The following is a 25,194-nucleotide window of genomic DNA, read 5'->3' as shown; positions in this document are numbered from 1 at the left end:
CTTATGGACCATCCCGGAATGATTCATCAAGGCGCGCTGTGGATCAAATTTGGCGCGCCGCGTGCGCCAAAGCTCGATGAATTTGAATCCGCGCTTTAGCGCCTTGTTTAAGCATGATCTTTTCGGAAAACCGCTTCGCACTTTTCCGGATCATATTCTATTTCTGGGATGTTGGCCGTCCGCGGCTTGACAAATAGACCCGCGCCGCATTGCCGCCGAAAATCGCAGCTCTCGCCTCACTTGACAAATCGGCAAGCAGGCTCTCCGCGGCTGCAAGCCAATGCGCATAACCGCCGGCGAGATTGACGACGGGCCAGTCGCTCCCCCACAGCATCCGCTGCGGTCCGAAACATGCCAGTGCATGATCCACGGCCTCGCGCAAGTCAGCGACCTGCCAGTTCGGCGCCGCCTCCGTCGCCAAGCCGGACAGCTTGCAGACGACGTTGGACCGTGCGGCCAGGCTTGCAATATCGTCCTTCCACGCCGCGATGTCGCCGGTTGCGAGCCGCGGCTTGCCGAAATGATCGAGCACGAATTGCAGGTCCGGATGACGATCGACCACCTGGACGAGCCGCGGCAAATGGCGCGGCAGCGCCAGCGCGTCGAATACAAGATCGTGCCGCGCCACGGCCTCGAGCGCTGCCGCCAGTTCCGGCCGCAGCAGCCAGTCGTCGTCGGCGATGTCCTGCACCATCGGCCGCAGGCCGACCAGCAGCTCGCGCGCGGCGATCGCATCGATGCGCGCCACGGCATCGCCGGCATCGAAGTCGATCCAGCCGACGACGCCGCGGACCTGCTCGGCTCCCTTGGCGATATCGAGCAGGAAAGCGGTCTCGGCTTCGGTTGGTGCGGCCTGCACCAGAATGGTGCCTTCGATCCCGGCTGCGGCGAGATGTGGCGCGAGATCGGCCAGGCCGAAGTCGCGATAGATCGGCCCGCGCTCGGGCGTCAGCCAACCGTAATCGGCGCGCGCCAAGGTCCACACATGGTGGTGAGCGTCGATCCGCATCATGCCGGCACCGGCGCGTGCTGATCGAGCAGCCCCTCGGCTTTCAAATCACGCCACAGCGCGGCCGGAACAGGCGTAGCCAAGGCAGCGACGTTGCGCTCGACCTCCTGCGGGGTCTGCGCGCCGAGTACGAGGCTTGCGACCGCGGAATGGCCGAGCGCGAAATGCAGGGCGGCGGTCGGCAGCGCGACGCTATGGACGCGGCAGACGCGGTCGATCGCCGCCACCTTCTGCATCATCTCGGGCGGCGCGTCCTTGTAATTGTACTTGGCGCCGGCAACCGCGCCGGTCGCCAGAATGCCGGAGTTGAACACGCCGCCGAGCATCACGCCGATGCCCTGGGCCTGCGCGAGCGGCAGGAACTCGGCGAGCGCCGGCTGCTCCAGCAGCGAGTAGCGGCCGGCGAGCAGCATGGTGTCGAACGTTCCGGCCTTGGCGAAACGTACGCACATCTCGGCCTCGTTGACGCCGATCCCGATGCCCTTGACGACCCGCTCGGCGCGCAGTTTGTCGAGCGCAACATAGGCGCCCTCCATCGCCTCGCGAAACCGTGCCTCGATCGCGTCGGCACCGTGGGTCCAGACGTCGACGTCGTGGATCAGCAGCAAGTCGATGCGATCGGTGCCGAGCCGCAGCAGCGATTGCTCCACCGAGCGCATCGTGCCGTCATAGGAATAATCGACCACTGCGCGATGCGGCTGGCCGCCGACGAAATTCGAGCCGTCGCCGCGTCCGCGGAACGGGTCCATCCAGCGACCGACCTTGGTGCAGACGACGATATCGTCACGCGTGGCGCGGCGCAGCGCGGTGCCGCTGCGGTGCTCGGCGAGGCCATGGCCATAGAGCGGAGACGAGTCGAGCAGGTTCACACCCAGCGCAAACGCCCGCTCCGCCGCCGCGATCGCCGCCGCGTCGTCAAGCCGCGCGAAGAGATCGCCGAGCGGCGCGGTGCCGAAACCGAGGATGGAGACGTCGAGCCCGGTGCGGCCGAGCCTGCGACGTGGCAGCGCCGACGCAGACGCCGGATGTGAGGATGGAGGTTGGTTCACCGTGACGGCTCCCTTGCAGTGTTCTTGCTTGCAGGGAGAGTAGCCTCGCGGGCGAGCTGAGCACAAGCGGATGCACATCGCGCCTCGCATGCAGCGCACCGACCGGGCGACGGTCGAAAGTTCCGTGCCACCGTCGATCTGCGGTGACGGCGCCTTCCTATTCATCGTCGGAGCTGATCGTCTCGGCAACATTGTCGACCACGACGGGACTTTCGAAATAGGTGACCGTCGGATCGGCGCCGTACTTCTCCCGAGCGCGGGCGCGCCATGCATCGGTGTACAGCGCTTCCGCTTCCGCCCTCGAGTTCCAGAAATAGATGCCGCCGGCCGTCATGCCGTCCTCGGACAGCACATAGGTCTTCCGAAACAGCCCCGGTATGCCGCGATAGATCGGTGCGGTGCCGAGGAAGATGCTGCGCGCTTCCTCGGGCGTGATCGGCCTGGGCAGTCTGAACGTCGTGACGGCGGTAATCATACTGATCTCCTTCGGCATCATTCTTGACATCATTGTCAAATTTGACGATTGTGTCAAGAATGACCGGACGGAGGACACGGAATGGCAGGCGTGCGTCAGTTCGACGAAGACGAGGTGATCGCGACCGCGCTCGATGTGTTCTGGCGCAAGGGCCTGCACGACGCGACCATGCAGGACCTCGCCGCTGCGACCGGCGTGCAGCGCGGCAGCCTCTACAACGCCTACGGCGACAAGGAAGCGATCTTCCTGCGCGCCTTCGATCAATATGCCGGGCAATTCCTGGAAGCGGCAGGCAACGCGCTGGCCCACGGCGACGCGGCTGCGGGGCTCCGAGACTTCCTTGACATGATCATCGTCAACATGACGGACGGTTCGCCGCCGCGGGGCTGCCTGACCACGCGCACGGCACTCGACGCGGCCATTTCGGGCACGGACGTGCGGCAGCGCGTGCAACGAGTGCTCTCTCGGCTCGAGCAACTGATCGGCAAGGCCATCGGCACGGCTCCCGGTAAGCGCAGCGCGGCCGATGCCAACCGGCTGGCGTGCGTCATTGTCACGTTCACGCGCGGGCTGGCCGTGATGGAGCGAGCCGGATACAGCCGCAAGCAGTTGAGGGATTTAGCCGCGACGTTCATCGATGCGGTGATTGGCAAGCTCTGAGGCCTCTCCGTCCCAGTGCTTGCGCGACCATGCGCCGACAAAGATCGGCAGCGCAAAGACGCCCTGCATGGCAACCACTTCAGCGCGCAGACGCTCGGCAAAACTATCCAGCGCCAGATCCGCTTCGGTGGCGACGCCGAGCTTGACGATGTGCGGCAGGTTGCTGCGCAGGCCGCCCGCCATATAGTCGTAACCGTCGAAATCGGCACCGCCTCCGGCCGGCGCAAACAGGCTCATGCGCGGCGCGGGAAGGCCTGCCGCCACCAAGGCTCCGTGCAACGACAATCCCATGCGGTTGTTGAGCCCGGCTCGCTGGAACATCTCCTTCACATACCCCCATGCCTGCGACAGCAGCGGCGACGGCGGATCGGCGATCGGCCCCTCGCCCCAGTCGAGGTCCTGAAACGCCACGATGCCGCCGGGCTTGACGTGCCCAAGCAGCTGTCGAACCAGCGCCGCGGGATCCTTCACATAGATCAGCACGAGCCGGCCGACGACGGCATCGAAATCGCGCTCCAGCTCAATCGTGTTGATGTCGCCGACCCGGAACGAGACCTGGCCCAGGCCGAGCGAATGCGCCTTGCGCGCGGCCTCCTCGACGATCGCGGGATTGCTGTCGACGCCGACGACCGCCCCGGTTTCGCCGACAAGGCCTGCCGCAATGAACGACACGTTGCCGGCTCCGCTTCCGACATCGAGCACCTTCATGCCCGGCGACAGCCCGGCCTCGCGTAGCAGCTGCGATGTCGACGCATCGTAAAGCTGCGACTGTCGCCTGAGCCTGTCGGTCTCCGCGGTCGAGCGCCCCATCACATAGTTCGGGTCGTAGCCGGAGGTCTCTTGCATGGATGCCTGCCCTCGATTCAACAGGGATAACGAGCGCCGATCTCAGCGTCCGATCTGCCGGAACTTGTCGGACAGGCCGTCGAGATAACCAACCCAGGTCGAATTGATCGGCTGGTTCTCGACCAGCGCGTGAAAGCGGATCATCATGCAGATCAGGAACAGCGGCTGGATGAACGCCGCGCGCACCGTCACCGCCAGCAGGGCCGCGATGAGGACGGTGACCATGGCGCCATACTCCCTGACAGCCTCCGGCAACCAGACCGTCGCCACTCCGGCGGGGACCAGCAGCAGCAGGCAAAGCAGGACGCTCAAGATCCGCTCGACGATGACCATCCAGACCGACGTCGTCAGAATAGGCTTGGCGTTCTGGCAATAATAGACCAGTCCGTCCTGGATGTTGCGCCTGGGATCGTCGCCGCCGCGCGCCAAGTCGTAGGACAGCACCACCTTGTCCAGATAGCGTGTCGCGGCCGACAGGATGGTGTTGAGCAGACCGACGATCGCCTTCATGCCGGGCGCCGGCAGCCATTCGCCAAGCGTATCGAGCGCATTGTGAAACGCGCGAAGCACGGCGCGGACCAGCGCATTGAGCCCGAACAGGACCGCAACCTCGCCGAACCGGTCCATCACGATCCGGCGGCCGTAGGCAAACTGCCCTTCGGTGCCGTTGCCGATGCGGCCATGCGTGATCAGCTCGGTCAGCACGGCGACATGGCCGCAGGCGATCATGTGAAGCGTGTAGCGCAGGATGGCACCCCAGATCCATCCACCGAGCAGCAGGATGCCAAGCAGCCAGCAATAGCCGAACACGCTGGCGACGTGGGTGCCGAGCCACACGGCGCCGCCGACGGCGACGATGGCCCAGACCACGCACGCCGCGGCAAACCCCAGCAACACGCCCCATCGCGCCAGCGCATAGGGCAGGGTTTCGAGCAACAGCTTCAGCGCGGTGCCAAGACCGTGATCACGCACCAACAGCGGATAGGAATGCGACGATCCTTGCGCCGGTCCTTGCGACGGGCCGGTGCCGCGCCGTTCGGCTGAACCGCCGTCACCCCGACCGCCGTTATTGGTCAGACTCATGTCAGACATGTGGGCTCTCTTCGATTATCGGGATCTATTGCCGGATCAGCTCAATGCGACGGTTCTTGACGCGGCCGTCATCGGCCGCTTTGCCGGCAATCGGCGCCGGCAGGCCGGTTATCGTTCTGCCTGGCGTCACAGCGTCAACACCCCGGGGCTGGCAAAGGGTTGATCCGTTGGCGCTGTGAGCCGGCGCAGCCGGACAAGTGCTGCCGCGACATCGATCCGGGAGGAGCGCCGATGTCGCGGCTAGCGATCATTGACCGGCCGGCAGTTCGGCGTAGTTGCCGTCCTTGTCGCGGCGGTACACGACGTAGTCGATCAGGGTGATGTCTCCCTTCGGCGTGTAGCTGATGTTACCGAGCACGGTGTCCCAGCTTCCGGCCTTGATGGCCGCTGCAACCTTCTTGGCATCCGTGGTCTGGGCACGGGTGGCGGCCTGGCTCCAGATCTGGAAGGCGGCATAGCTGTAGAGCGTGTAGCCGTCCGGATCGATGCCCTTGTCCTTGAACTTCTTCAAGGTCGCGGCCGCGGTCACCTTTTTGCGCGGATCGGGCGAGAAGGTGAACAGGGAGCCCTCGGCAAGCGGACCCGCGATCGCGGCGAACTGCTTGTCGACCAAAGCGTCGCCGCCCATCAGCACGGCATTGACGCCCTGCTCGCGCATCTGGCGCAGGATCAGCGCAGCTTCGGCGTAGTAGCCACCGACATAGACGAAATCGATCGATTCCTTCTTGAAGCGAGACACCAGCGCGGCAAAATCCTTGTCGCCCTTGGTGTAGGCTTCGTAGAGCTTTTCCTTCACGCCCGCCGCGTTGATGGCGTTCTTCGTTTCGTCGGCCAGACCTTTGCCGTAGGTCGTCTTGTCGTGGATGATCGCGACGTTCTTGGCCTTGTAGTTCTTGATGATATAGGCGGCCGCGACCATGCCCTGCTGATCATCCCGGCCGCAGACGCGGAATGTGTTCCACAACCCGCGCTCGGTGAAGAGCGGGTTGGTCGAGCCCGGCGTGATCTGCAGCACATTGCCCTCGGCATAGGCGTCCGACGCAGGGATCGAGGTCGACGAGCAGAAGTGCCCGACGACGAACGGAATCTTCGCACCTGCCATCTTCTCGGCAACCGACACGGCCTGCTTCGGATCGCAGGCATCGTCGCCGACTTCCAGCTTCAGCTTCTTGCCGAGCACGCCGCCCGCCGCGTTGATGTCGGCAATCGCGAGATCGGCGCCGTTCTTGAACTGCTGGCCGAAGCTCGCCTCCGAGCCGGTCATCGGCCCAACCACGGCAACGCTGATGTCCTGGGCCATTGCCGCGCTGGACAATGCCAGGCTCGCACCAACCGCAAGAAAGTATCCTCGAAGTGCAAACTTCATCATATTCTCCTCGATGGTCTCAAGTCGCCTCAATGCATCGCAATCGACTGGTGTCGCCGGGTGCGACGATCACCGGGGGCTGCCTTGTATGCGCGCGGTGGCCGGCAGGCTCGGACTGAGGCGACGGGGGATTGGACATATGCGACATCGGGCAACAATGTGAAACACGTTGCCGTGCATTGGCGCCTGGAATGACACGCACGACCGGCGCGATCGGAGGCGGTCTTGTGTGCGCGACAGCACATAGCTGGTGATGATTCGATCAGGGCCGCACCAGCGGCTCGGACTCTGCTGGCTTGACCTCAGCTCCGACCGGTGCCGCGGCCTCGACGGCACCTTTCAACTCGATCTCGTAGTAGCCACCGACCTTGATCGCGCCCCATTGCGTCGAGACCGCCAGATTGATTCGTTGTCGCGCCGGAAAATCGGCGTCGGTGTGCCGGCGGGCGATGCCGCCCTGCGACAGGACTTCGATGTGGGACAGCCGAACGCCGTCCGCATTCCAGAAATCGAAGTTGAGATGTTGCGGCAGCGGACGGCCGAACACCCCCATCTCCTTGAAGGCGAGCTCGACATCGATATGGCCCGGCCCGGCCATGAAGCTGTAGTAATGACCGCGGATATCATTGGTGATGTTGGCGCGATTGACACCGGCGCCGAGCACCGTCGGATGATGCGGATCGATGGACTGTGCCGATGCCGCGCCAGCCACCCCGCCAAGGCAGAGAACCAGGCGCACGGCCGGATTCGCGAGGATCCTGGACTTGTTCGTCATGGCTGGAACGCGCCGGCGCTAGTTCGGGTTCGGGACAAGGATGACGGCGCGGTCATCCGAGAACAGCAAGGGCGTCGACCGCATGTCCGCCCCGAGATACGCCTCGCCGGCCATCTGATAGTTGGCCGGCGCCAAAGTGAGATGCTGGACGGCAGCATGGACGTCCCGCACGCAGCGTTCGAGCCCGCAGCTCACGTCCAGCGCGGACGAGCCGCCGGCAGCGAACATCAGCTCGGTCGCCTGCTTGGCCGTGTTCGCAGCATGGGTCGAAGCCAGCCAAAGCGTGGCGCGCTCGGCAACGCTGAGCACCTCGCCGGCGCTGACGGCCTGCCACGCCTCTCCCAGCTTGCCGTAAAGGAAAGCCCGTCCCGAGCCCAGCAAGGCCTCGGCGCGGCCGAGATCGGCCTGGATCAGCGCATCCTCACGGAGCAGTTTGCGCGAACGCGATGCGATCTTTCGTCCGACAAGCTCGACCAGAATGTCGATCGCGTGGCGGGCGATGCCGAGCGGCACGGCCGCGAGCGCCGCCCCGAACAGCGCGATGGTCGGAAACGCATAGAGCGGCCCCTGCTCCACCGGCGGTTCGCGAAACGAGAGCGACTGCGCGGATGGCACGAAGGCATCCGCGATAGCATAGTCATGGCTGCCCGTGCCGCGCAGCCCGATACTGTGCCAGGTGTCGAAGATCTCGCATTGCGCGGTCGGAAACAGCATGAAGCGCATCACCGGGGTGCCGTCAGGGTGCAAGCGCGGTTGATCGTCGTCGAATATCCGGCAATTGCCGATCATCCAGCCGGAGTGCTGGCAGCCGCTTCCGAGCGGCCAGCGGCCTGTGACGCAATAACCGCCATCGACGACCTTGGCGGTGCCGAACGGCCGCAAGGCTCCCGCCGTCCGAACCAGCGGATCGCTGCCATAGATGTCGCGCGCGGTTTCCTTCGCGAGATAGCCGCCGAACACGCCATAGGCGCCCCCGATGGCCATGCACCAGCCGGTGGCACCGTCGGCGCGCGAGATCTCCTCGACCACCCGAACGAGGGTCATCGGATCGGTTTCCTCGCCGCCGATGACGCGCGGAATCCAGAGCCGGAAGAGCCCGGCCTGCGCCATCGCCTCAACCAGCGAGACAGGCAGCCGCCGCGACCGCTCGCTCTCCTGCGCCGCTGCCAGAATCCGCGGCGCGAGCGCCGCGGCAGCATCGACAAACGACGGGGTGGTGATGTCAGTCATTGGTGGCCTCGCTGCGTCGCCATCGGTGAATCGCCCGCGCAGGACGATTTCGCGGGGGCCGCCTTTTACGCGCATCAGTGATGCGAGGCTCGGACGGATGCGACGGGGATTGGGACGTACGCGACATCACGCAACAGTGTTCGCAATCACTGCATTGCTTCTTGTCCACGCTAATTCGGAATCGGAACGAAGATGACGATCTTCAAATCCCGCGACGGGGTGAAGTTCGGGTGCCGGACTTCGAAGCGCGCTGGTCCGGTCTTCTTGACGCCATCGGCACAGAAGCTGACGAAATTGTTGGGCTCGCCCTTGTCGACGGTGAGATGGAATTCGCCGATCGGCGCCGCCCAGTCGTGATCTTCTCTCCGCCGACGTTACACACGTCAGGCTGGACGCTTGTACGCGCGCCAGCCGGTCGCTAATGATTCGGCCGGCCTCGCACGACTTGTGATTGTCATGAAGATTGCCAAGCGCATGCGCGAACAATTTCGTTGGATGCCCGATCCATGATCGCGTTCCGTCCGGCATTGGCGGGATTGGCCGTTGTTGCAGCCGCTGCGACATGGGCCCCCGAGAGCGCGATCCGTTGGGACGCCAAGAACGCCCACCTCAAATGCGATGGCGCGATCGACGGCACCATCGCCTGGCCCTCCCAACCGGAGGTCGCGTGTGTCGCCATGCTGATGTGCGCGAATGAGAGAGCCCTCTCCGCGGGGCGTCACCGGCGGCTGATCGAGCAAATCCGGCGAGTGCCCGGATGCGGCGAGCCGTAGGCAGACAGCGCGACGGCTCTGCCAAGGGGATGGAGACGTTCGGTCAGGAACGCCGTGTCACAGCGCGGATATCCGATGGCGTCACGCCGTAGTGCCGGCGGAAGGTGCGGTTGAAATAGGACAGATCGCCGAAACCGACTTCGAATGCAATCGTGCCGATGGTGCTGCGACTGTGGCGCGGATCGGTCAGCAAATGATGCGCGCGCGCCAGCCGCTGGCCGAGCACAAATTCCGAGAATGTCGAACCTACGCTCTCGAACAGCCTCTGGATATGGCGCGGCGTGAGCCTCAGCCGGGCAGCCACCGCGGGCAGCGTGAGGTCGCCATAGCTGAGATTGTCGTTGATGTCGGCCTTGACCGCGGCGAGCCGGGCAGCCGCCAGTCCGCCGTCTTCCGCGGCAACCGCCGCATCCCGGTTGGCGCCGATGATCAGCGCGCCGAGATCGAGCAGGTGCTTGACGACGGCGCCGCGCAGCTCGGGAGTCGCAAGCTGATAGCTGTCGTCGAGCTCCCTGATGTACAGCGAAAGCAGGCGCATTGCCTCCGTGTTCGCCGGCAACGGACGGATCAGCATGTCTTCGGGATCGTTGACCAGCGAGGCCAGCGCCTTGCGCGGCAGCCGTAGACCGACGAAGCGGCTCGGCGATACCGGGACCACCATGTTGCCGGCCTCCGCGCTCGATTGCAGCACGGCCTGCCCGGGGCCGAGCTCGATGTCGCGGCCGCGCTGCGAGGCACGGGTGTTGCCGCTGGTGATAATCGTCAGCACCAGGTCGTCAGTACCGTCGAGCAGTTCGCGCGGTCTTGCGATCTTCAGATTGCTGCACGCCCAGGATCCGATGCCGAGCCCGGACAATTCGCGCACATTCGCTTCGGCATGAAACGCGCCGTCGTCGAGCGGCTCCGGGTCGAGCTTCACGATCATCCGCCCGATCTGCTCGCGAAAAATCGGCAAGCGGTCTCGCTCGCCGAAATGCGCGGTGGAGAACCGAAACCCTGTGAAGTCACGCGACTGCGTCGTCATCGGCTCGCCCTCATGGCGGCGGAGGTTCGCCGCTCATATACGGCTGATTTGTGGCGGCTCACACCAAGCATGGGGCCATGCGGCGCGGCTGCATACGTGAACCTTTCGCGGGTTCCGGCGAAGGCTCATTCTGACAACTGTCAAGCGTTGCCGCATAAGCTTCGCAAATATGTCGCTAGGTGCAGCAGAGCTGAAAGCTTGGGCCTATTCGAGGCCGAGATAAGCGCTCTTGACTCGCGGATCGCTCAGCAGCGCCGACGCCGCGTCTGAGAACCCAATGCGGCCGGTCTCGATGACGTAGCCGCGGTCAGAAATCTCGAGCGCGGCGGAGGCGTTCTGCTCCACCAGCAGGATGGTGACCCCGTCAGCCTTCAGCGCCGCGATCGCAGCGAGAATCTTATCGACCAGTCGCGGTGACAGCCCGAGCGAGGGTTCGTCGAGCAACAACAGCTTCGGCTTGCCCATCAGCGCGCGTCCGATCGCGAGCATCTGCTGTTGTCCGCCGGAGAGGCCGCCGGCAAGCAGATGCCGCTTCTCATGCAGCACCGGAAACATGGCGTAGACCCGCTCGCGGTCCCGCTCGATGTCCTCGTCACGCCTGAGATAGCCACCGAGACTGAGATTGTCGGTGACGCTCAGCGGCGCGAAGACGTGACGCCCCTCGGGCGACTGCACGACGCCGCGCCTGACCCGCGCATGCGGCGGCAGGCGGTCGATCCGCTCACCGAGGAACGCGATCGAGCCGCCTGTCACCGGCTGCACGCCCGACAGCGCCCGCATCAAGGTGGTCTTGCCGGCACCGTTCGAGCCGATCAGCGCGACGACCTCGCCGGCCGCAACGCGCAAGGAGACGCCCTTGAGCACCTCGATGCGTCCATAGGCGCTGTGAAGATTGTCGACCTCAAGCACGCCTGGCCTCCGTGCGGCGCGTGCCGAGATAGGCGTCGTGGACGGCCGAACTGTCGCGCACCTGCTGCGGCGTGCCCTCGATCAGCACCTTGCCGCGGTCGAGCACGAGGATGCGGTTAGAGATCTTCATCACGAGCTTCATGTCGTGCTCGACCAGCACGACGGCGATGCCCTTGTCCGCGAGGCGGCAGATGACGCGGTCGATGTCCTCGGTTTCGACCGCGTTGCAGCCGGCCGCCGGTTCGTCCAGCAGCACGATCCGCGGTTCGGCCGCGAGCGCACGCGCGATCTCCAGCCGCTTGCAGCCGCCATAGGAGAGGTCGCCGGCGAGCACGTCGGCCTTGTCGCGCAGCCCGACCTCGTCGAGACAGGCGAGCGCCGCCTCGCGCGTGGCGCGATTCTGGCGCGCGACCGACGGCAGCCGCAGCATGTCGGCCAGCAGATTGCATTTCTCCTTCAGGTGGCGGCCGACCATGACATTCTGCGCCACCGTCATGCGCTGGAAGATCTGCAGATTCTGGAAGGTGCGCGACATGCCGCGCGCCGCCAGCGCGTCCGGCCCGAGTTTTGTGACGTCCTTACCCGAGAGTTCGACGCGGCCGGAGCCGGCGACGTAAATGCCGGAGATCACGTTGAACAGTGTGGTCTTGCCGGCGCCGTTCGGACCGATCACGGAAAAGATCTGACCCTCGTCGACCGCGAAGCTGACGCCATCGATCGCCTTCACGGCGCCGAACGCGATCCCGATATCGCTCACCGAAAGGATCACCGTGTAATCGCCTTCACGAGAAATCTGCGCGCGGTCGGAACGATGCCGTCGCGCATGAACACCATCGAGGCGATGATGACCAGGCCGAGCATGACGTTCTCGTATTCCTGGAAGACCGTCAGCATCTGGGGCAGCACCACCAGCACCGCCGCGCCGACGATGCTGCCGAGGATCGAGCCGAGCCCGCCCAGCACCACCATCGTCACCAGCTCGACCGAATGCTGGAAGCCGGCGAGATCGGGCGAGACAAAGCCGTTCATCATGGCGAGCAAGGAGCCGGCGATCGATGCGTAGACGGCGGCGAGCACGAAAGCCCGCAGCTTGAAGCTCGCAACATCGATGCCGGCGACCCGCGCCGCGATCTCGCTGTCATGCAGCGCGAGAAACGCGCGGCCGGTCGGCGTGTCGTCGAGGTTGAGCGCGATCCATGTCCCGAGGATCATGAATGCGCCCGATACCCAGTACCACGCATAGGCCGTGCTCACGCGCCACCCGAACATCGTGAGCTTGGCGACCGGCATGCCGTCGGGCCCGCCGGTCCAGCGGTTCTCCGTCGTGATGACGAGCGCGACCAGCACGCCGAAGCCGAGCGTGGCGATCGCGAGGTAGTGGCCCTTGAGCCGCAGGATCGGACGTCCGACCAGAAAGGCCACCACGCCCGCCAGGCAGGCGCCGATCAGGGATGACGCCCAGGCTGAAATCCCGAGATGCGCGGGCCCGATCGCCGCCGAATAGGCGCCGACGCCGAAGAACGCGGCGTGGCCGAGACTGACTTGCCCGGCCTTGCCCATCAGGAGATTGAGGCCGATCGCCGCGAACGCCGACACCCAGACCAGCGACGCCACCCGCAGATAGTAGCTTGATGGGAAGGTCAGCGGCAGCACGGCGACGATGATCGCGAGAGCGAGGATCACCGCATAGCGGTTGTTGGCAGCAGCGCGCATCGATCAGACCCTGTTCACGGTGCGGCGGCCGAGCAGGCCTTGCGGCATCACGAACAACGCCACCAGGATCATGATGAACGCGAACGCATCCTTGTAGGTCGAGCTGACATAACCGGCGCCCATCGTTTCCAGCAGACCGAGCAGCAGGCCGCCCACGACGGCGCCGAGCGGATTGCCCATCCCGCCCAACATCGCGGCGGCGAATCCCTTCAGGGCCATCATGGTGCCGACGTCATAGCTGGTCAGCGTGATCGGCGTCACCAGAATGCCGGCGAGCGCGCCGATCGCAGCCGAGCCGCCGAACGACAGCGCCATGATGGTGGCCGTATTGATGCCAACGAGGCGCGCCGCCAGCCGGTTCGCCGATGTCGCAAGCACCGCTTTTCCGACCAGGGTCTTCTCGAGGAAGAGATAGAGAACGATGACCGCAACGGCCGTGCCGCCGATCACCCACAGGCTCTGCGGCTGGATCGCCGCGCCCAACAGGTCGATCGGCGCATCGCCGGAGAATGACGGCAGCTTGTGGAACTGCTTGTCAAACACGACCTGGGCAAGGCCCTTGAGCAGGATCGACGCGCCGATCGTGATGATGATGAGGGAGACCGCCGATGCATCTCGCGCTGGTGCGATGGCAAGCCAATACAATAGCAGTCCGACCACGATCGATGCGATCACTGCGATCAGCGCCGCGATCGGCAGCGGCACTCCGGCGGCCGACACGAATACCGTAACCATGCCGCCCAGCATCACGAACTCGCCCTGGGCGAAGTTCACGACGTCGGACGCATTGTAGATCAGCGTGAACCCGAGCGCGACCAGCGCATAGACCGCGCCCACCGTGAGTCCGGAGAAAAGGAACTGAAGAAATTCGGACATGAACGACGAGCGGCTCCCCTCCGCGTGGGGTCGCGATTCAGCCGCAGCGCCCACGCTCGGCCTAGATGTTGCGCAATACGTCGCCCGGACACTCAGCTTCCGGGCGCAATCAGGGTCCAGTCCCCGCCCTTGATCTCGAGCATCCGGAACGCAGTGAGATCGAGGCCGAGGTGATCGGTCGGCGACATCGTGACGATTCCGCCGGTGCCGACAAAACCCTTGGTCGCCTCGATCGCATCGCGGATCTTGTCGGGCTCGGCCGAATTCGCGCGCTTCACCGCATCGACGAGGATAAACAGCCCGTCATAGGCGTGGCCGCCGAAGGTCGAGACCGGCTGCTTTGCTGACGCCTCATAGGCCTGCTTGTAATCGACCACGACCTTCTTCTGCGGATCGGAGTCGGGCAGCTTGTCGCCGACGAGCAGCGCCGCGGCCGGCAACCGGACGCCGTCGGCGGCGGGACCGGCGAGTTCGATGAAGCTCTTGGAGGCAACGCCATGGCTCAGATACAGCGGCGTCGCCGCCATGCCCAATTGCGCATAGTTGCGCGTGGCGATCGCGGGTCCCTGGCCGAACCCGGGATTGATCACGGCCTGAACGCTCTGCGTGCCCTTGATCTTGGTCAGTTGCGCGGTCATGTCGGTATCGCGCGGACCATAAGTCTCCTCGGCGAGGATCTGGATGCCGTAATTCGGCGCGACCTTCACGCATTGCGTCCGCATCGAGGCACCGAAGCCGTCAGTGCCCGAGATCATCGCGATCTTGGTCAGATTGCGCTGCTTGAGATTCTCGAAGATCTTCTCGCACGCCATCTTGTCGGTATGCGGCGTCTTGAAGATGTATTTGCGCACGGGATCGACCACATCGATCGCGCCGGCCAGCGAGATGAAGGGCACCTTGGCTTCCTCGAACACCGGAACCATGGCCATCGTGGTGCCGGTCGTCGTGCCACCGACCATCGCGACGACCTTGTCGTCCTCGACCAGACGGGTTGCAAAGGTGCGCGCCTTGCTGGCGTCGCCGCCGTCATCATAGATGACGAGCTCGATCTTCTTGCCCTGGATGCCGCCGGCCGCGTTGATCTTGTCGACGTAGAGTTTCAGCGTCTTCTCCTCGGGATCTCCGAGGAATGACGCCGGTCCGGTCACCGAGAGCACGGTCCCGATCTTGATCGTGCCCTGCGCGGCCACTGGCGCAGAGATGGCGAAGGTGGCGGCCGAAACGCCGAACAGGAACCCGACGGCCTGCCGCCGGTTGAACCCAACAAGATAACCCATGTTGCGAAACCTCCCCTCCTCGCGCGCCGATCGCAGGCGCGTCGCATATTGTTACCCGCACGTTTATAATTGACCAACCGGTTGGTCAATAGTAATTCAGTCGCAGGACATGCGACCTTCGGTCATCAGAAGCCGCAACGGGAGGTAATCATGGTCACCGATTTGGTGTTGACCGATATCCGCGCCGGATATCGCGTGCTGACGCTCAACAGGCCCGACCGCCTGAATTCATTCAGCGCCGATCTGCACACAGCACTGATGGCTGCGCTGATCGCGGCGGAGCAGGACAAGTCCTGCCATGCGCTGATCCTGACCGGAGCCGGACGCGGGTTCTGTGCCGGGCAGGATCTTTCGGACGGCGTGTTCACGCCGGGCGAAACGCCTGATCTCTCGGTGCCGATCGAAAAATTCTACAACCCGCTGGTGCGCAAGCTGCGCAGCATTCCGATGCCGGTCGTGTGCGCCGTCAACGGCGTGGCCGCCGGGGCCGGCGCGAACGTGGCCCTTGCCTGCGATGTCGTGATCGCCGCACGATCGGCCAAGTTCATTCAGGCCTTCGCGAAGCTCGGCCTCGTCCCGGATTCCGGCGGCACCTGGTTCTTGCCGCGGCTCGTCGGCCCGGCGCGGGCCCGTGCGTTGGCTATGCTCGCCGAACCGATCTCCGCGGAGCGGGCGGAGACATGGGGCATGATCTGGAGAATGGTCGAGGATTCCGACCTGATGACAGAGGCCCACGCCCTCGCCGCCTCTCTCGCGACGCAGCCGACCGATGGCCTTGCGCTGATCAAGCAGGCGCTCGATGCGTCCGAGACCAACACGCTCGACGCGCAACTCACGCTCGAGCGCGACCTGCAAGGACGCGCAGGCCGGTCGGCGGACTACGCCGAAGGCGTCACCGCGTTCCTCGAAAAGCGCACGCCGCGCTTTGTCGGACGAGCTTGGAATTGAACGTTCCGCCCGCAAGGCAAGACGCATCATTGATCACAAAGTCAGAGGGTTCGATTTCGATGACACAGCCTCAATCCAGCGGCGCACGGACGGCGGACACTGTCATGAAGCTCGACAGCTTCGTCCGTGGAAAGTGGAGCGGTGCCAGCGAGCCCGCGGCCGAGATTCACAGTGCCGTGACCGGCGACGTGGTGGCGCTCACGACCAGGAGCGATCTCAACATGCGCGAGATCCTCGCCTATGGCCGCGCGGTCGGAGGCAAAAATCTCCGAAAACTGTCGTTCCACCAGCGTGCGGGCCTGCTGAAAGCGCTGGCCGACTATTTGAGCCAGCACAAGGCGCGGCTTCACAAACTGTCGTTCCAGGCCGGGTGCACCCGCACCGACGCTGTCATCGACGTCGATGGCGGCATCGGCACGCTGTTCGCCTATGCCAGCAAGGGCCGCCGCGAGCTTCCCAACACCAGGTTCCTGCTCGACGGCAACGTCGAAGGCCTCTCCAAGGGCGGCACGTTCGCCGGTCAGCACATCGTGGCGCCATTGCACGGCGTTGCCGTGCATATCAACGCGTTCAACTTCCCGTGCTGGGGCATGCTGGAGAAGCTGGCGCCCGCGCTGCTCGCCGGCGTTCCCGTCGTCACCAAGCCCGCGACCGTCACTTCCTATGTCGCCTACGAACTGGTGCGGATGATCACCGAATCCGGAGCACTGCCGGAAGGCGTCCTGCAATTCATCGTCGGATCGACCGGCGATCTGTTCGACCATCTGACCTGCCAGGACGTGGTGTCCTTCACGGGCTCGGCCGACACCTCGCAAAAGCTGCAGCGGCATCCGGTCATTGCGCGCGAGGCCGTCAGGTTCATCGCCGAGCGGGATTCGCTCAATGCGGCAATCCTCGCTCCGGACGCGGTGCCGGGAAGCCCGGAATTCGACCTCTTCATCAAGGAAGTGGCGAAAGAGATGACGGTCAAGGCCGGGCAGAAATGCACCGCGATCCGCCGCGCGCTGGCGCCATCCGCGCAGCTCGATGCCGTCATCACGGCGCTGCGCGAGCGTCTCGCCAAGGTCACGATCGGCAACCCCGAAAGCGAGAAGGTCAGGATGGGACCGCTGGTTGGCCTCACCCAGCGCAGCGATGTCCTCGCCCATGTGGCGCGGCTGCGCACCGACGCCGAGCTGGTGGCCGGCGATCCCGACAATTTCCCGCTGGTCGATGCCGACGCCAAGCGCGGCGCCTTCGTTCCGCCGCTGCTGCTGCACTGCTCCAAGCCGATGGCCGCAACCGCGGTGCACGAGATCGAGGCGTTCGGACCGGTTTGCACCGTGATGGGCTACGACGACCTGAACCAGGCCGTCGCTTTGACCAACCGCGGCGGCGGCAGCCTCGTCGCATCCGTCTACACGCACGACATTCCGACCGCGACCGAGCTCGCATTCGGCATCGGCAGTTTTCACGGCCGCGTCGCAATCATCGATCGCGACTGCGCGACGGAGCATACCGGACACGGCTCGCCGATGCCGCAGATGGTGCATGGCGGCCCGGGCCGCGCCGGTGGCGGCGAGGAGCTGGGCGGCGTCCGCAGTCTCCAACACTACATGCAGCGCACCGCATTGCAGGGCTCGCCGGCCATGCTGAGCGGCGTCACCGGCCGCTGGTTCAAGGGCAGCCCGGTGCTTGAGGGTGACCTGCACCCGTTCCGCTATCACTACGACGACCTCGAGATCGGCCGCACGCTGGTCTCGAAGTCGCGGCAGATCACGCTCGACGACATCGAGCACTTCGCGCACTTCACGGGCGACACTTTCTACGCACATATGGACGAGGAAGCGACCAAGGGGCATCCGTTCTTCCCGGGCCGCGTCGCGCACGGCTACCTGCTGCTGTCATTCGCAGCCGGCCTGTTCGTCGATCCCGACTACGGTCCGGTGCTGGCGAATTACGGGCTGGACTCGCTGCGCTTCATCAAGCCGGTGCAGCCAGGCGAGACGATCCAGGTGCGGCTGACCGCGAAGGAGAAGATGCCGCGCAACAAGCAATATGGCGAGGTGCGCTGGGACGTCGAGATCACGACTGGTACCGGCGAGACGGCCGCGACGTACGAGCTGCTGACCATGAATGCGATGCGGACCTAAGGTCAGCTGTCGTTCCGACAGGTTCGCGCTTCAGAGCAACTCGGCCTGCCGGTTCCGGCTGGCCGACTTCGCCTTGCTGCGCAGCCGGGTGGCGGCGGCAGCCGCGTCCTCCGCACCGGCCAGCACGAGCTGCACGACGAAGTCGGCATAGTCGGCGCGGGTCATCGGGCCGCCCTCGCGGAACCACATGTAATGCCAGTTCAGCATGCCGAAGACGCTCATCGTCAGCGGCTTGAGAACCCGCTTCTGCTTCGCCGCCGGCACCGCCGCGGCCAGCGCATCCGACATGATCCCGACGAGGATCCGCTCGCTGGCAAGCAGCGGCTGCTGCTTTTCCTTCGGCAGCAGCTTGAGGCTTGCGATCTGGACCTGATGCTCGGCGTCGGCATGCCGGTAGAGCTCGAGCAGGGTCGCAACGATCGTCCTGAAGCGCTCAGCCGGATCGCCGGCCGACCCGCTCGCCTTGCGAACCGCCGCCACCAGCTTCTCGAGATGCGACGACAGGATATCGAAGAGGATCGCCTCCTTGTCGGGATAATAGTGATAGAGCAGCGCCTTCGAGACCCCGCATGCGTCGGCGATCGTATTCATCGACGTGCCGACATATCCAGAGGCGGCAAACAGCTCGGCCGAGCGATGCAGCATCGAGAGGCGCTTGTCGTCGTAGTCCTTGGCGCGCGATCGGGCCATGTCTTTCCGTTCCACCAGCCGGCTGTCAAAGTTCTGCAACCACGACCCTGCATGCGCCGGGCCGTGTCCGAACCGCCATTTATTGACCATCCGGTCGGATAATTCCATGGCTGAGTTGGAATGGCGCCTCTGTCCCGAGTTGATCGCGTTCTCGACAGTATTTCGGTCTGTGCTAGACCCAGCCGCCGTCGACGATGTAGTTCTGGTTGGTGCAGGCGCCGCTGTCGTCAGCGGCGAAGAACAGCACGACGCGCGCGATGTCGTCGGGTACGAGCTTGCGCTTGAGGCATTGGCGCTGCATCAGCTCGGCCTCACCTTCCGGCGTCAACCAGTTATCCTGCTGCCGCTGGGTCATGATCCATCCGGGCAGGATGGAATTGACCCGCACATTGCTCGGCCCAAGATCGCGGGCGAGCGCACGGGTAAGACCCTGAACGGCTGACTTGGCGGTGGTGTAGCAGGGCATGTTGCCTTGGCCGATCACCCAGCTCACCGAGCCGATGTTGACGATCGCGCCGCCCCCGGCCTGGATCATGTCCGGAGCGACCGCCTGGGCACTGAAGAACTGATGCTTCAGATTGACGGCGAACCGCTCGTCCCAATATTCCGGCGTGACGTCCTCGATCGCATGACGGTCGTCGCGCGCCGCGTTGTTGACGAGGACAGTCACCGGCCCGAGCGCTTCGCGGATGCCCGCGACCGCGCGTCGCAGGGCCGGGATGTCGCGCAGGTCGGCGTGCTCGAAATGCACGCTGGACTGCGCCGGCAGGCTGGCAAGCAGCTGCCTCGAGGTCGTCTCATCGATGTCGATGAATCCGACCCTCGCACCCTGGCCGATGAACTGGCGGACGATGGCCTCGCCGATGCCGGAGCCGCCACCGGTTACCAGGACGGTCCGGTCCTTGAGGCTTGGATAGATGGCACCCTGCATTGGCACTCTCTCGATTTGGCGCCTGAAGCGCGCCGGTTACGTTGCTGCGGCTCAAGCCAAGAGAGAGCCACAACTCCCGAGGTTCACTCGGTCGTCTCCATGTGGTTGTGGTCCACGAGCCGCAGCGTCCGCCGCACCATGCCGTCGACAATTGTCGCCGACTCGCTGGGGCGCACATGTATTGCCGTGGACTGGAGCAGCCACGGCAACACCGCATGGTCGAGCCGCTCCTCATAGGCGCTGCGCATCATGTCGAACGCCTGCAGGCCGGGACCTGCAAGGACGAGATGATGCGGCCGCAAAACCGATATCGTCGTGGCGACCGCCTCGGCAAGCGCGTGGCCTGCCTGCCGGAATAACTGCTCGAGACGCGGATCGCCGGCGCGGGCCCGCGCGCGCAGCAGAGCCATCTGCGCCTCGGATGGTTGCTGCGACACCGCCGGCGGCAGGTCGAGAAAGGTGCGGGCGTCACGGTAGAGCGCATAGTCGGCGAGATGGGCCTCGATGCAGCCGCGTTGACCGCAACGGCATTGCGGACCGTTCGACGCCAGCTTGACATGGCCGATCTCACTGCCCGCGCCCGCGCCCCAGCGCGCTTCGCCGTCGACAATGATGCCCATGCCGACGCCATGGCCCACCATGAGCGTGGCCGTGAGGCCCTGCGCCAGTGCCGGTTCGGCGGCTGCGAGGGCCAGCGCGACGGCGACCGCGTCGTTCGCCATCACGACTTCGACGCCGAATGCCTGGCGGATCGGCGTCGCCAGATCGACGTCGGTGATCGACAGCGCCGGGCTCCACAGATGCCGGCCGGTGTCGGCGTCGACGATGCCCTGCAGCGCTATCCCGATTCCCAGCAGCCGATGCCGCGGCGTGGCCGTCGCATCAAGCATGGCGTCGATCTGCGAGATCACGAGATCGCGCAACGCGTCTGCATCGAGCCCGCGCGTCGTGAGTTCAAGTCGCGATTGCGCCAGGGCAGAGCCGCTGAAATCAGCGATCAATGTCTCGATCAGATTCATTCGCAGCGAGACCGCAATGATGCGGCCAAACTCGGGATTCAAGGTCAGCAGGACCGCCGGCCGGCCGCGGCGACGGCCGTTCAGCCCATCCGCATCCTCTTCGTCGGCATCGTCGGACCAGGACGTCGCCGTCTCTGTCTCGGCTTCGCACAACAGCTCTTCCGCCATCAGTTTCGACGTGATGGCCGAAATGGCCGGGAAGCTCAATCCCGTGCTGCGTGCGAGCTCAACGCGCGGCAATGGCCCCTGACGCCGCAGGACTTCGACGAGACGGCCTCGGTTCGATCCGCGGGCCAGACTTGAAGCACGTCTCAGCGGTTCGGACTGCTCATTCATGCCGGCATCTTTAATTCGTTTGGTGAAGTTATTCAACGCAGGCAGCTCAGATAAAGGTCAAAAGGCGTGGGTAGTGGCAACAATACATCACCGTTACACTATTTTTGCTTGAAGACACGAGCGACAACATCCTTGACTGGACATTTTGTCGCGCTAATTTATTAGTTACGTGAATAAAATAAGGCGTGAAAAGCGCCGGGCGTGAAATCCCCTCACCGGGGGTGTCGACAGGGAGGTGCATATGAATGTCTCAACGAGAAAATTGATCGTGCCGCTATTGGCGGGCGCAGCCGCGCTCGCGATGGCAACAGGGGTAGCACAGGCGCAGCAGAAAAAGACCATCGCGCTGGTGACCAATGTCGCGGCCGACTTCTGGACCATCGCGGGCCGCGGGCTTGAGAAGGCGCAGAAGGAGCACCCGGAATACAATATCGAGCTGATCGTCACTAATGAAGGGACGGCAGCCGGCCAGCGGCGCGAATTGGACGACCTGCTGGTGCGCGGCGTCGCCGGCATCTCGATCTCGGTCGACGATGCGCCGCATGCAACTGAAGAACTCAACAAGGTTGCGGCCAAGACCGTGCTGATCACGACCGATAGCGATGCGCCGCAGAGCAATCGCCTCGCCTATATCGGCACCGACAACGTCGCGGCCGGGCGGCAGGCCGGTGAGGAGATCAAGAAGGCGCTGCCGAACGGCGGCAAGATCGCGCTGTTCGTCGGCACGATGGACGCCGACAACGCTCGCGAGCGGGTGCAGGGCATCAAGGAATCGATCGCCGGCACCAAGGTCGAGTTGGTCGACGTGTTCACCGACCAAGTGGACTTTGCCAAGGCCAAGGCGAACATGGAGAACGTGCTCGTCAAATATCCCGACATTGCGCTGCTGTCCGGCCTGTGGAGCTACGAGACGCCGCTGATCTATGATGCGGTGAAGGCCGCGGGCAAGGCCGGCAAGGTGAAGATCGTCGGCTTCGACGAGGACCAGCGGACTCTGCGCGGCATTTCCGACGGCACGATCGAATCCACGGTCGTGCAGCAGCCATACGAGTTCGGCTATCTCTCAGCCACCAACATCATCAAGACGCTGAACGGCGACAAGTCCTGGATTCCAAAGGACAGCAAGCTGATCGTGCCGACCAAGGTGATCGGCAAGTCCAACGTCGCGGAATTCGCCGCAAATCTGAAAGAACTGCTGAAGAAGTGACATCAGTCGGCTTCACCGCCCGGCCGCCACAGGCCGCCGGGCGGTGTGCAGGAGGACATGCCGAATGGCGGAAACGCTGCTCGAACTCAGCGGAATCAGCAAGACCTATCCCGGCGTCAGGGCGCTCGACGATGTCAATTTGCGCGTCTGCCGCGGCGAGGTGCTGGGCCTGATCGGCGAGAACGGCGCCGGCAAATCGACGCTGATGCGCGTACTGGCAGGCGTGATCGCACCGAGCGCGGGCGTGATCCGCATCGGCGGTAACGAGCACACCCGGATGACGGTGAGCGAGGCGACGCTCGCGGGGATCGCCTTCGTGCACCAGGAGCTGAACCTGTTCGAGAATCTCGACGTCGCAGCCAATGTCTTCATCGGGCGCGAGAAGCTTGCCGGCGGACCGCTGAAGCTGGTGGACAACGCGGAGATGCACGCCCGCGTGATGCCGCTGCTCGACCGGCTGGGCGCCGATTTCACGCCGAGCACGCTGGTCGAGAACTTGTCGATCGCGGAGCGCCAGATGGTGGAGATCGCCAAGGCGCTCTCTATCGATGCCCGCGTGATCATCATGGACGAGCCGACCTCCAGCCTGACGATTTCGGAGACGGAACGGCTGCTGGAGGTGATTGCCGACCTGAAGGCGCATGGCATCTCGGTGATCTACATCTCTCACCGGCTGGGCGAGATCATGAGCTGCGCCGATCGCGTGGTGGTGTTGCGCGACGGGCGCACCGTGGGGGAGCTGGCGCGGGACGAGCTAAGCCATGCCGGCATGATCCGGCTGATGATCGGCCGCGATTTGAAAGCGCTGTATACGCCGCCGGCGCGTGCGCCACAGCCGGGCGGCTGCGATATCGCCGGCGTTGTGACATCGGCCTTTCCCGACCGGCAGATCAATCTGTCCGTACGGCGCGGCGAGATCCTCGGCCTCGCCGGGCTCGTAGGCGCCGGCCGCACTTCCCTTGCCCGCGCGGTGTTCGGCGTTGACCCGCTGCTGGGTGGCGCGATCAGGATCGACAACGCGCCGGTCGGCGTCGCCTCGCCGCGGGACGCGATCAAGCAAGGGATCTATCTGGTGCCGGAGGATCGCAAGAAATCCGGGCTGGTGCTGGAACTGCCGATCCGGGAGAACGTGACGCTCGCGAGCCTGCTGGATCATGCGCGGATGTGGCTGGTCAACGGCACGGCCGAGCGCAAGATCGCGAAGGACCAGGCCAGGCGCCTGTCCATCAAGGCGCCGAGCGTCGACATGGAGGCCGTGACGCTCTCCGGCGGCAACCAGCAAAAAGTAGTGCTGGGCAAGTGGCTCTCCATGCAGCCGCGCGTGATGTTCTTCGACGAGCCGACCCGTGGTATCGACGTCGGCGCCAAGAGCGAGATCTACGCGCTGATGCGCAGCCTCGCCGACCAGGGCGTCGCGATCGTGATGATCTCCTCGGACATGGAGGAAGTCATCGGCGTCTCCGACCGGGTCGCGGTGATGCATGAAGGCAGTGTCAGCGGCGTGCTCGAGCGCGACCAGTTCAGCGAATACAACGTGTTGAGGCTGGCGGTCGGCCAAGCGCTCGAAACCATGGAGGCCGCTGCGCCATGATGAAGAAGGAACTCGGCCTGTTCTTGCTGCTGGCGGTGATCTCCGCCATCACGGGCGCGATCAATCCGGCCTTCCTGTCGTTCGTGAACCTGCTGAACATGGCCAATCTGATCGGCCTGTTCGGTGTCTTCGCGCTGGGCGAAGGGCTCGTCATCATCACCGGAGGAATTGATCTTTCGCTCGGCTCGATGTTCGCGCTGCTTGGCGTCATCTTCATCGACCTGCTGACGACGTATCAGGTTCCCTGGCCGTTCGCGCTGTTGCTGGTCCTGATGGGCGGGCTTGCACTGGGAGGCATCCAGGGCTTCCTGATCACGCGGCTGAAAATGCAGCCCTTTATCGTGACGCTGTGCGGGTTGCTGATCTATCGCGGCGCCGCGCGCTACTACACGAGCGACTCGACGCGCGGCTTCGGCTACGGTGACGAGGCCAGCACGCTGAGCAACATCGCGTCCGGCAATGTCGCGGGCATTCCGAACACCTTCATCTTCCTGATCATCCTAGCGCTGGTCCTCGGCGTGCTGTTGCATCGATCGGTCTACGGGCGCTGGCTTTATGCCGTGGGCAAGAACGAGGAAGCGGCGCGCTTCTCCGGTATCAACACCAATATCGTGATCGCGACCGCCTACGTCATCAGCGGCGGCCTCGCCGGCGTTTCGACCGTGATGTTCGTCTTCTACACCAACTCGGTCTCTCCGAGCTCGTTCGGCAATTTCTACGAACTCTATGCGATTGCGGCTGCCGTCCTCGGCGGGTGCAGCCTGCGCGGCGGCGAGGGCTCCATTCTCGGCATCGTGCTGGGGACAGCATTGCTGCAGGTGCTGCAGAACCTTGTGAACATCCTGGGCATTCCCAATTCGCTGAACTTTGCGGTGATGGGGACGGTGATCCTGATCGGCGTGCTGGCGGATCAGCAATTGCAGGCCCGGCGGCGGCGCAAGGCCGCGCTGGCCGGCCTGGCCCGCACGGCACCAAGATCGAAGGAGACCACAATTCTGCAAAGCGCATCTACGCACGGCGCGGCTGCGCTGCCGACGAGTGCGGGCGATCAGGCGTGACAATTCGATGAGGAAAAACCGCGACCGGGTGCAAGAATATGGTCGCGATGCTTGAGTAGGGGAACATGGGGAGGAGTTCGATGCGCAAGATTGACGAAGCACGCAGCGCTGGCGGTTGCGTCGGCGCAGTGAGCCGAACCCGGACCCTCACCACCGTCTTGAAAGGCTTTGGTGTGCGCGCAGTTTCTATCTCAAGTTGACGGGTCGA

General features: G+C 64.5%; 25 protein-coding genes and 1 pseudogene. 8 read left to right on the top strand and 18 right to left on the bottom strand.

All coding sequences use genetic code 11. The features are described 5' to 3' along the window. Nucleotides 1-157 precede the first annotated feature (157 nt). The 3 genes from ABIB78_RS02300 to ABIB78_RS02290 form a co-directional block, all read right to left on the bottom strand. Entirely contained in the window at nucleotides 158-1,012 is an 855-nt protein-coding gene (locus ABIB78_RS02300; protein ID WP_429020952.1) for an amidohydrolase family protein, read from the bottom strand. Beyond that, entirely contained in the window at nucleotides 1,009-2,058 is a 1,050-nt protein-coding gene (locus tag ABIB78_RS02295) for an aldo/keto reductase (RefSeq protein WP_429020950.1), read from the bottom strand. Before ABIB78_RS02295 ends, ABIB78_RS02300 begins: the two co-directional genes overlap by 4 nt. Nucleotides 2,059-2,215: 157 nt before the next feature. Beyond that, nucleotides 2,216-2,533, bottom strand: coding sequence for a monooxygenase (locus tag ABIB78_RS02290; RefSeq protein ID WP_429020947.1), 318 nt, complete (start codon nucleotides 2,531-2,533; stop codon nucleotides 2,216-2,218). 81 nt (nucleotides 2,534-2,614) lie between these two features. Between ABIB78_RS02290 and ABIB78_RS02285 the strand changes: the two genes are divergently transcribed. After that, complete coding sequence (locus ABIB78_RS02285; RefSeq protein WP_429020944.1) at nucleotides 2,615-3,193, top strand: TetR/AcrR family transcriptional regulator; 579 nt, start codon at nucleotides 2,615-2,617, stop codon at nucleotides 3,191-3,193. Here the strand turns inward: ABIB78_RS02285 and ABIB78_RS02280 are convergent. Further along, nucleotides 3,152-4,039, bottom strand: a complete 888-nt coding sequence (locus tag ABIB78_RS02280; protein WP_429020943.1) for a class I SAM-dependent methyltransferase — start codon at nucleotides 4,037-4,039, stop codon at nucleotides 3,152-3,154. The genes ABIB78_RS02285 and ABIB78_RS02280 overlap by 42 nt on opposite strands. 42 nt (nucleotides 4,040-4,081) lie before the next feature. Then, nucleotides 4,082-5,131: a hypothetical protein gene (locus tag ABIB78_RS02275; protein ID WP_429020941.1), complete on the bottom strand. Its 1,050-nt coding sequence runs from the start codon at nucleotides 5,129-5,131 to the stop codon at nucleotides 4,082-4,084. Between ABIB78_RS02275 and ABIB78_RS02270 the strand changes: the two genes are divergently transcribed. After that, on the top strand, nucleotides 5,121-5,294 hold the full coding sequence (locus ABIB78_RS02270) for a hypothetical protein (protein ID WP_429020939.1): 174 nt from the start codon (nucleotides 5,121-5,123) through the stop codon (nucleotides 5,292-5,294). The genes ABIB78_RS02275 and ABIB78_RS02270 overlap by 11 nt on opposite strands. A gap of 84 nt (nucleotides 5,295-5,378) precedes the next feature. Here ABIB78_RS02270 and ABIB78_RS02265 read toward each other — a convergent pair whose 3' ends face one another. The 4 genes and pseudogenes from ABIB78_RS02265 to ABIB78_RS02250 all read right to left on the bottom strand — a co-directional run. After that, nucleotides 5,379-6,497: a branched-chain amino acid ABC transporter substrate-binding protein gene (locus tag ABIB78_RS02265; protein ID WP_429020937.1), complete on the bottom strand. Its 1,119-nt coding sequence runs from the start codon at nucleotides 6,495-6,497 to the stop codon at nucleotides 5,379-5,381. 262 nt (nucleotides 6,498-6,759) lie between these two features. After that, a complete protein-coding gene (locus tag ABIB78_RS02260; RefSeq protein ID WP_429020935.1) occupies nucleotides 6,760-7,272 on the bottom strand; it encodes a hypothetical protein in 513 nt (170 codons plus the stop codon). An 18-nt stretch (nucleotides 7,273-7,290) separates the two neighbouring features. Continuing rightward, nucleotides 7,291-8,502 carry an acyl-CoA dehydrogenase family protein gene (locus tag ABIB78_RS02255; protein WP_429020932.1) on the bottom strand — a complete coding sequence of 404 codons (1,212 nt, stop codon included), beginning with the start codon at nucleotides 8,500-8,502 and terminating at the stop codon, nucleotides 7,291-7,293. 170 nt (nucleotides 8,503-8,672) lie between these two features. Beyond that, nucleotides 8,673-8,843: pseudogene (locus ABIB78_RS02250) on the bottom strand (DUF4424 family protein); the annotation flags it as partial. Between the two features lie 165 nt (nucleotides 8,844-9,008). On the opposite strand from ABIB78_RS02250, the gene ABIB78_RS02245 reads away from it, so the two are divergent. Beyond that, the gene (locus ABIB78_RS02245) at nucleotides 9,009-9,275 is read left to right on the top strand and encodes a hypothetical protein (protein WP_429020930.1); all 267 of its coding nucleotides are present in this window, start codon (nucleotides 9,009-9,011) and stop codon (nucleotides 9,273-9,275) included. Nucleotides 9,276-9,318: 43 nt separating this feature from the next. Here the strand turns inward: ABIB78_RS02245 and ABIB78_RS02240 are convergent, their stop codons facing one another. From ABIB78_RS02240 to ABIB78_RS02215, 6 genes are all read right to left on the bottom strand, one after another. Continuing rightward, nucleotides 9,319-10,299 carry an AraC family transcriptional regulator gene (locus tag ABIB78_RS02240; RefSeq protein WP_429020927.1) on the bottom strand — a complete coding sequence of 327 codons (981 nt, stop codon included), beginning with the start codon at nucleotides 10,297-10,299 and terminating at the stop codon, nucleotides 9,319-9,321. Nucleotides 10,300-10,503: 204 nt separating this feature from the next. Then, a complete protein-coding gene (locus ABIB78_RS02235) occupies nucleotides 10,504-11,208 on the bottom strand; it encodes an ABC transporter ATP-binding protein (RefSeq protein ID WP_429020924.1) in 705 nt (234 codons plus the stop codon). Further along, nucleotides 11,201-11,974, bottom strand: a complete 774-nt coding sequence (locus ABIB78_RS02230; protein WP_429021525.1) for an ABC transporter ATP-binding protein — start codon at nucleotides 11,972-11,974, stop codon at nucleotides 11,201-11,203. Before ABIB78_RS02230 ends, ABIB78_RS02235 begins: the two co-directional genes overlap by 8 nt. Beyond that, complete coding sequence (locus tag ABIB78_RS02225; protein ID WP_429020921.1) at nucleotides 11,974-12,921, bottom strand: branched-chain amino acid ABC transporter permease; 948 nt, start codon at nucleotides 12,919-12,921, stop codon at nucleotides 11,974-11,976. Before ABIB78_RS02225 ends, ABIB78_RS02230 begins: the two co-directional genes overlap by 1 nt. A gap of 3 nt (nucleotides 12,922-12,924) precedes the next feature. Next, a complete protein-coding gene (locus ABIB78_RS02220; RefSeq protein ID WP_429020918.1) occupies nucleotides 12,925-13,797 on the bottom strand; it encodes a branched-chain amino acid ABC transporter permease in 873 nt (290 codons plus the stop codon). Between the two features lie 92 nt (nucleotides 13,798-13,889). Further along, nucleotides 13,890-15,074: an ABC transporter substrate-binding protein gene (locus tag ABIB78_RS02215; RefSeq protein WP_429020917.1), complete on the bottom strand. Its 1,185-nt coding sequence runs from the start codon at nucleotides 15,072-15,074 to the stop codon at nucleotides 13,890-13,892. A gap of 150 nt (nucleotides 15,075-15,224) precedes the next feature. On the opposite strand from ABIB78_RS02215, the gene paaG reads away from it, so the two are divergent. Together paaG and paaZ are read left to right on the top strand one after the other, a co-directional pair. Continuing rightward, entirely contained in the window at nucleotides 15,225-16,022 is a 798-nt protein-coding gene (paaG, locus tag ABIB78_RS02210) for a 2-(1,2-epoxy-1,2-dihydrophenyl)acetyl-CoA isomerase PaaG (RefSeq protein WP_429020915.1), read from the top strand. 104 nt (nucleotides 16,023-16,126) lie between these two features. Continuing rightward, nucleotides 16,127-18,154 (top strand): phenylacetic acid degradation bifunctional protein PaaZ, encoded by a 2,028-nt coding sequence (paaZ, locus tag ABIB78_RS02205; RefSeq protein WP_429020912.1) that lies wholly within the window; start codon nucleotides 16,127-16,129, stop codon nucleotides 18,152-18,154. Nucleotides 18,155-18,184: 30 nt separating this feature from the next. Here the strand turns inward: paaZ and ABIB78_RS02200 are convergent, their stop codons facing one another. The 3 genes from ABIB78_RS02200 to ABIB78_RS02190 form a co-directional block, all read right to left on the bottom strand. Next, nucleotides 18,185-18,844: a TetR/AcrR family transcriptional regulator gene (locus tag ABIB78_RS02200; RefSeq protein WP_429020909.1), complete on the bottom strand. Its 660-nt coding sequence runs from the start codon at nucleotides 18,842-18,844 to the stop codon at nucleotides 18,185-18,187. 172 nt (nucleotides 18,845-19,016) lie between these two features. Then, a complete protein-coding gene (locus ABIB78_RS02195) occupies nucleotides 19,017-19,775 on the bottom strand; it encodes an SDR family NAD(P)-dependent oxidoreductase (RefSeq protein WP_429020907.1) in 759 nt (252 codons plus the stop codon). Between the two features lie 83 nt (nucleotides 19,776-19,858). Beyond that, nucleotides 19,859-21,130, bottom strand: coding sequence for an ROK family protein (locus ABIB78_RS02190; protein WP_429020905.1), 1,272 nt, complete (start codon nucleotides 21,128-21,130; stop codon nucleotides 19,859-19,861). A 241-nt stretch (nucleotides 21,131-21,371) separates the two neighbouring features. On the opposite strand from ABIB78_RS02190, the gene ABIB78_RS02185 reads away from it, so the two are divergent. From ABIB78_RS02185 to ABIB78_RS02175, 3 genes are all read left to right on the top strand, one after another. Continuing rightward, the gene (locus tag ABIB78_RS02185) at nucleotides 21,372-22,337 is read left to right on the top strand and encodes a sugar-binding protein (RefSeq protein WP_429020902.1); all 966 of its coding nucleotides are present in this window, start codon (nucleotides 21,372-21,374) and stop codon (nucleotides 22,335-22,337) included. A 64-nt stretch (nucleotides 22,338-22,401) separates the two neighbouring features. Further along, the gene (locus tag ABIB78_RS02180; RefSeq protein WP_429020899.1) at nucleotides 22,402-23,928 is read left to right on the top strand and encodes a sugar ABC transporter ATP-binding protein; all 1,527 of its coding nucleotides are present in this window, start codon (nucleotides 22,402-22,404) and stop codon (nucleotides 23,926-23,928) included. Then, nucleotides 23,925-24,986, top strand: a complete 1,062-nt coding sequence (locus tag ABIB78_RS02175) for an ABC transporter permease (protein WP_429020896.1) — start codon at nucleotides 23,925-23,927, stop codon at nucleotides 24,984-24,986. The genes ABIB78_RS02180 and ABIB78_RS02175 overlap by 4 nt, the downstream gene beginning before the upstream one ends. The last annotated feature ends 208 nt before the right edge of the window (nucleotides 24,987-25,194 follow it).

It is taken from the genome of Bradyrhizobium sp. I1.14.4 (assembly GCF_050435825.1).
Taxonomy (GTDB): Bacteria; Pseudomonadota; Alphaproteobacteria; order Rhizobiales; family Xanthobacteraceae; genus Bradyrhizobium.
This window is presented reverse-complemented; position numbering and strand designations above follow the sequence as displayed.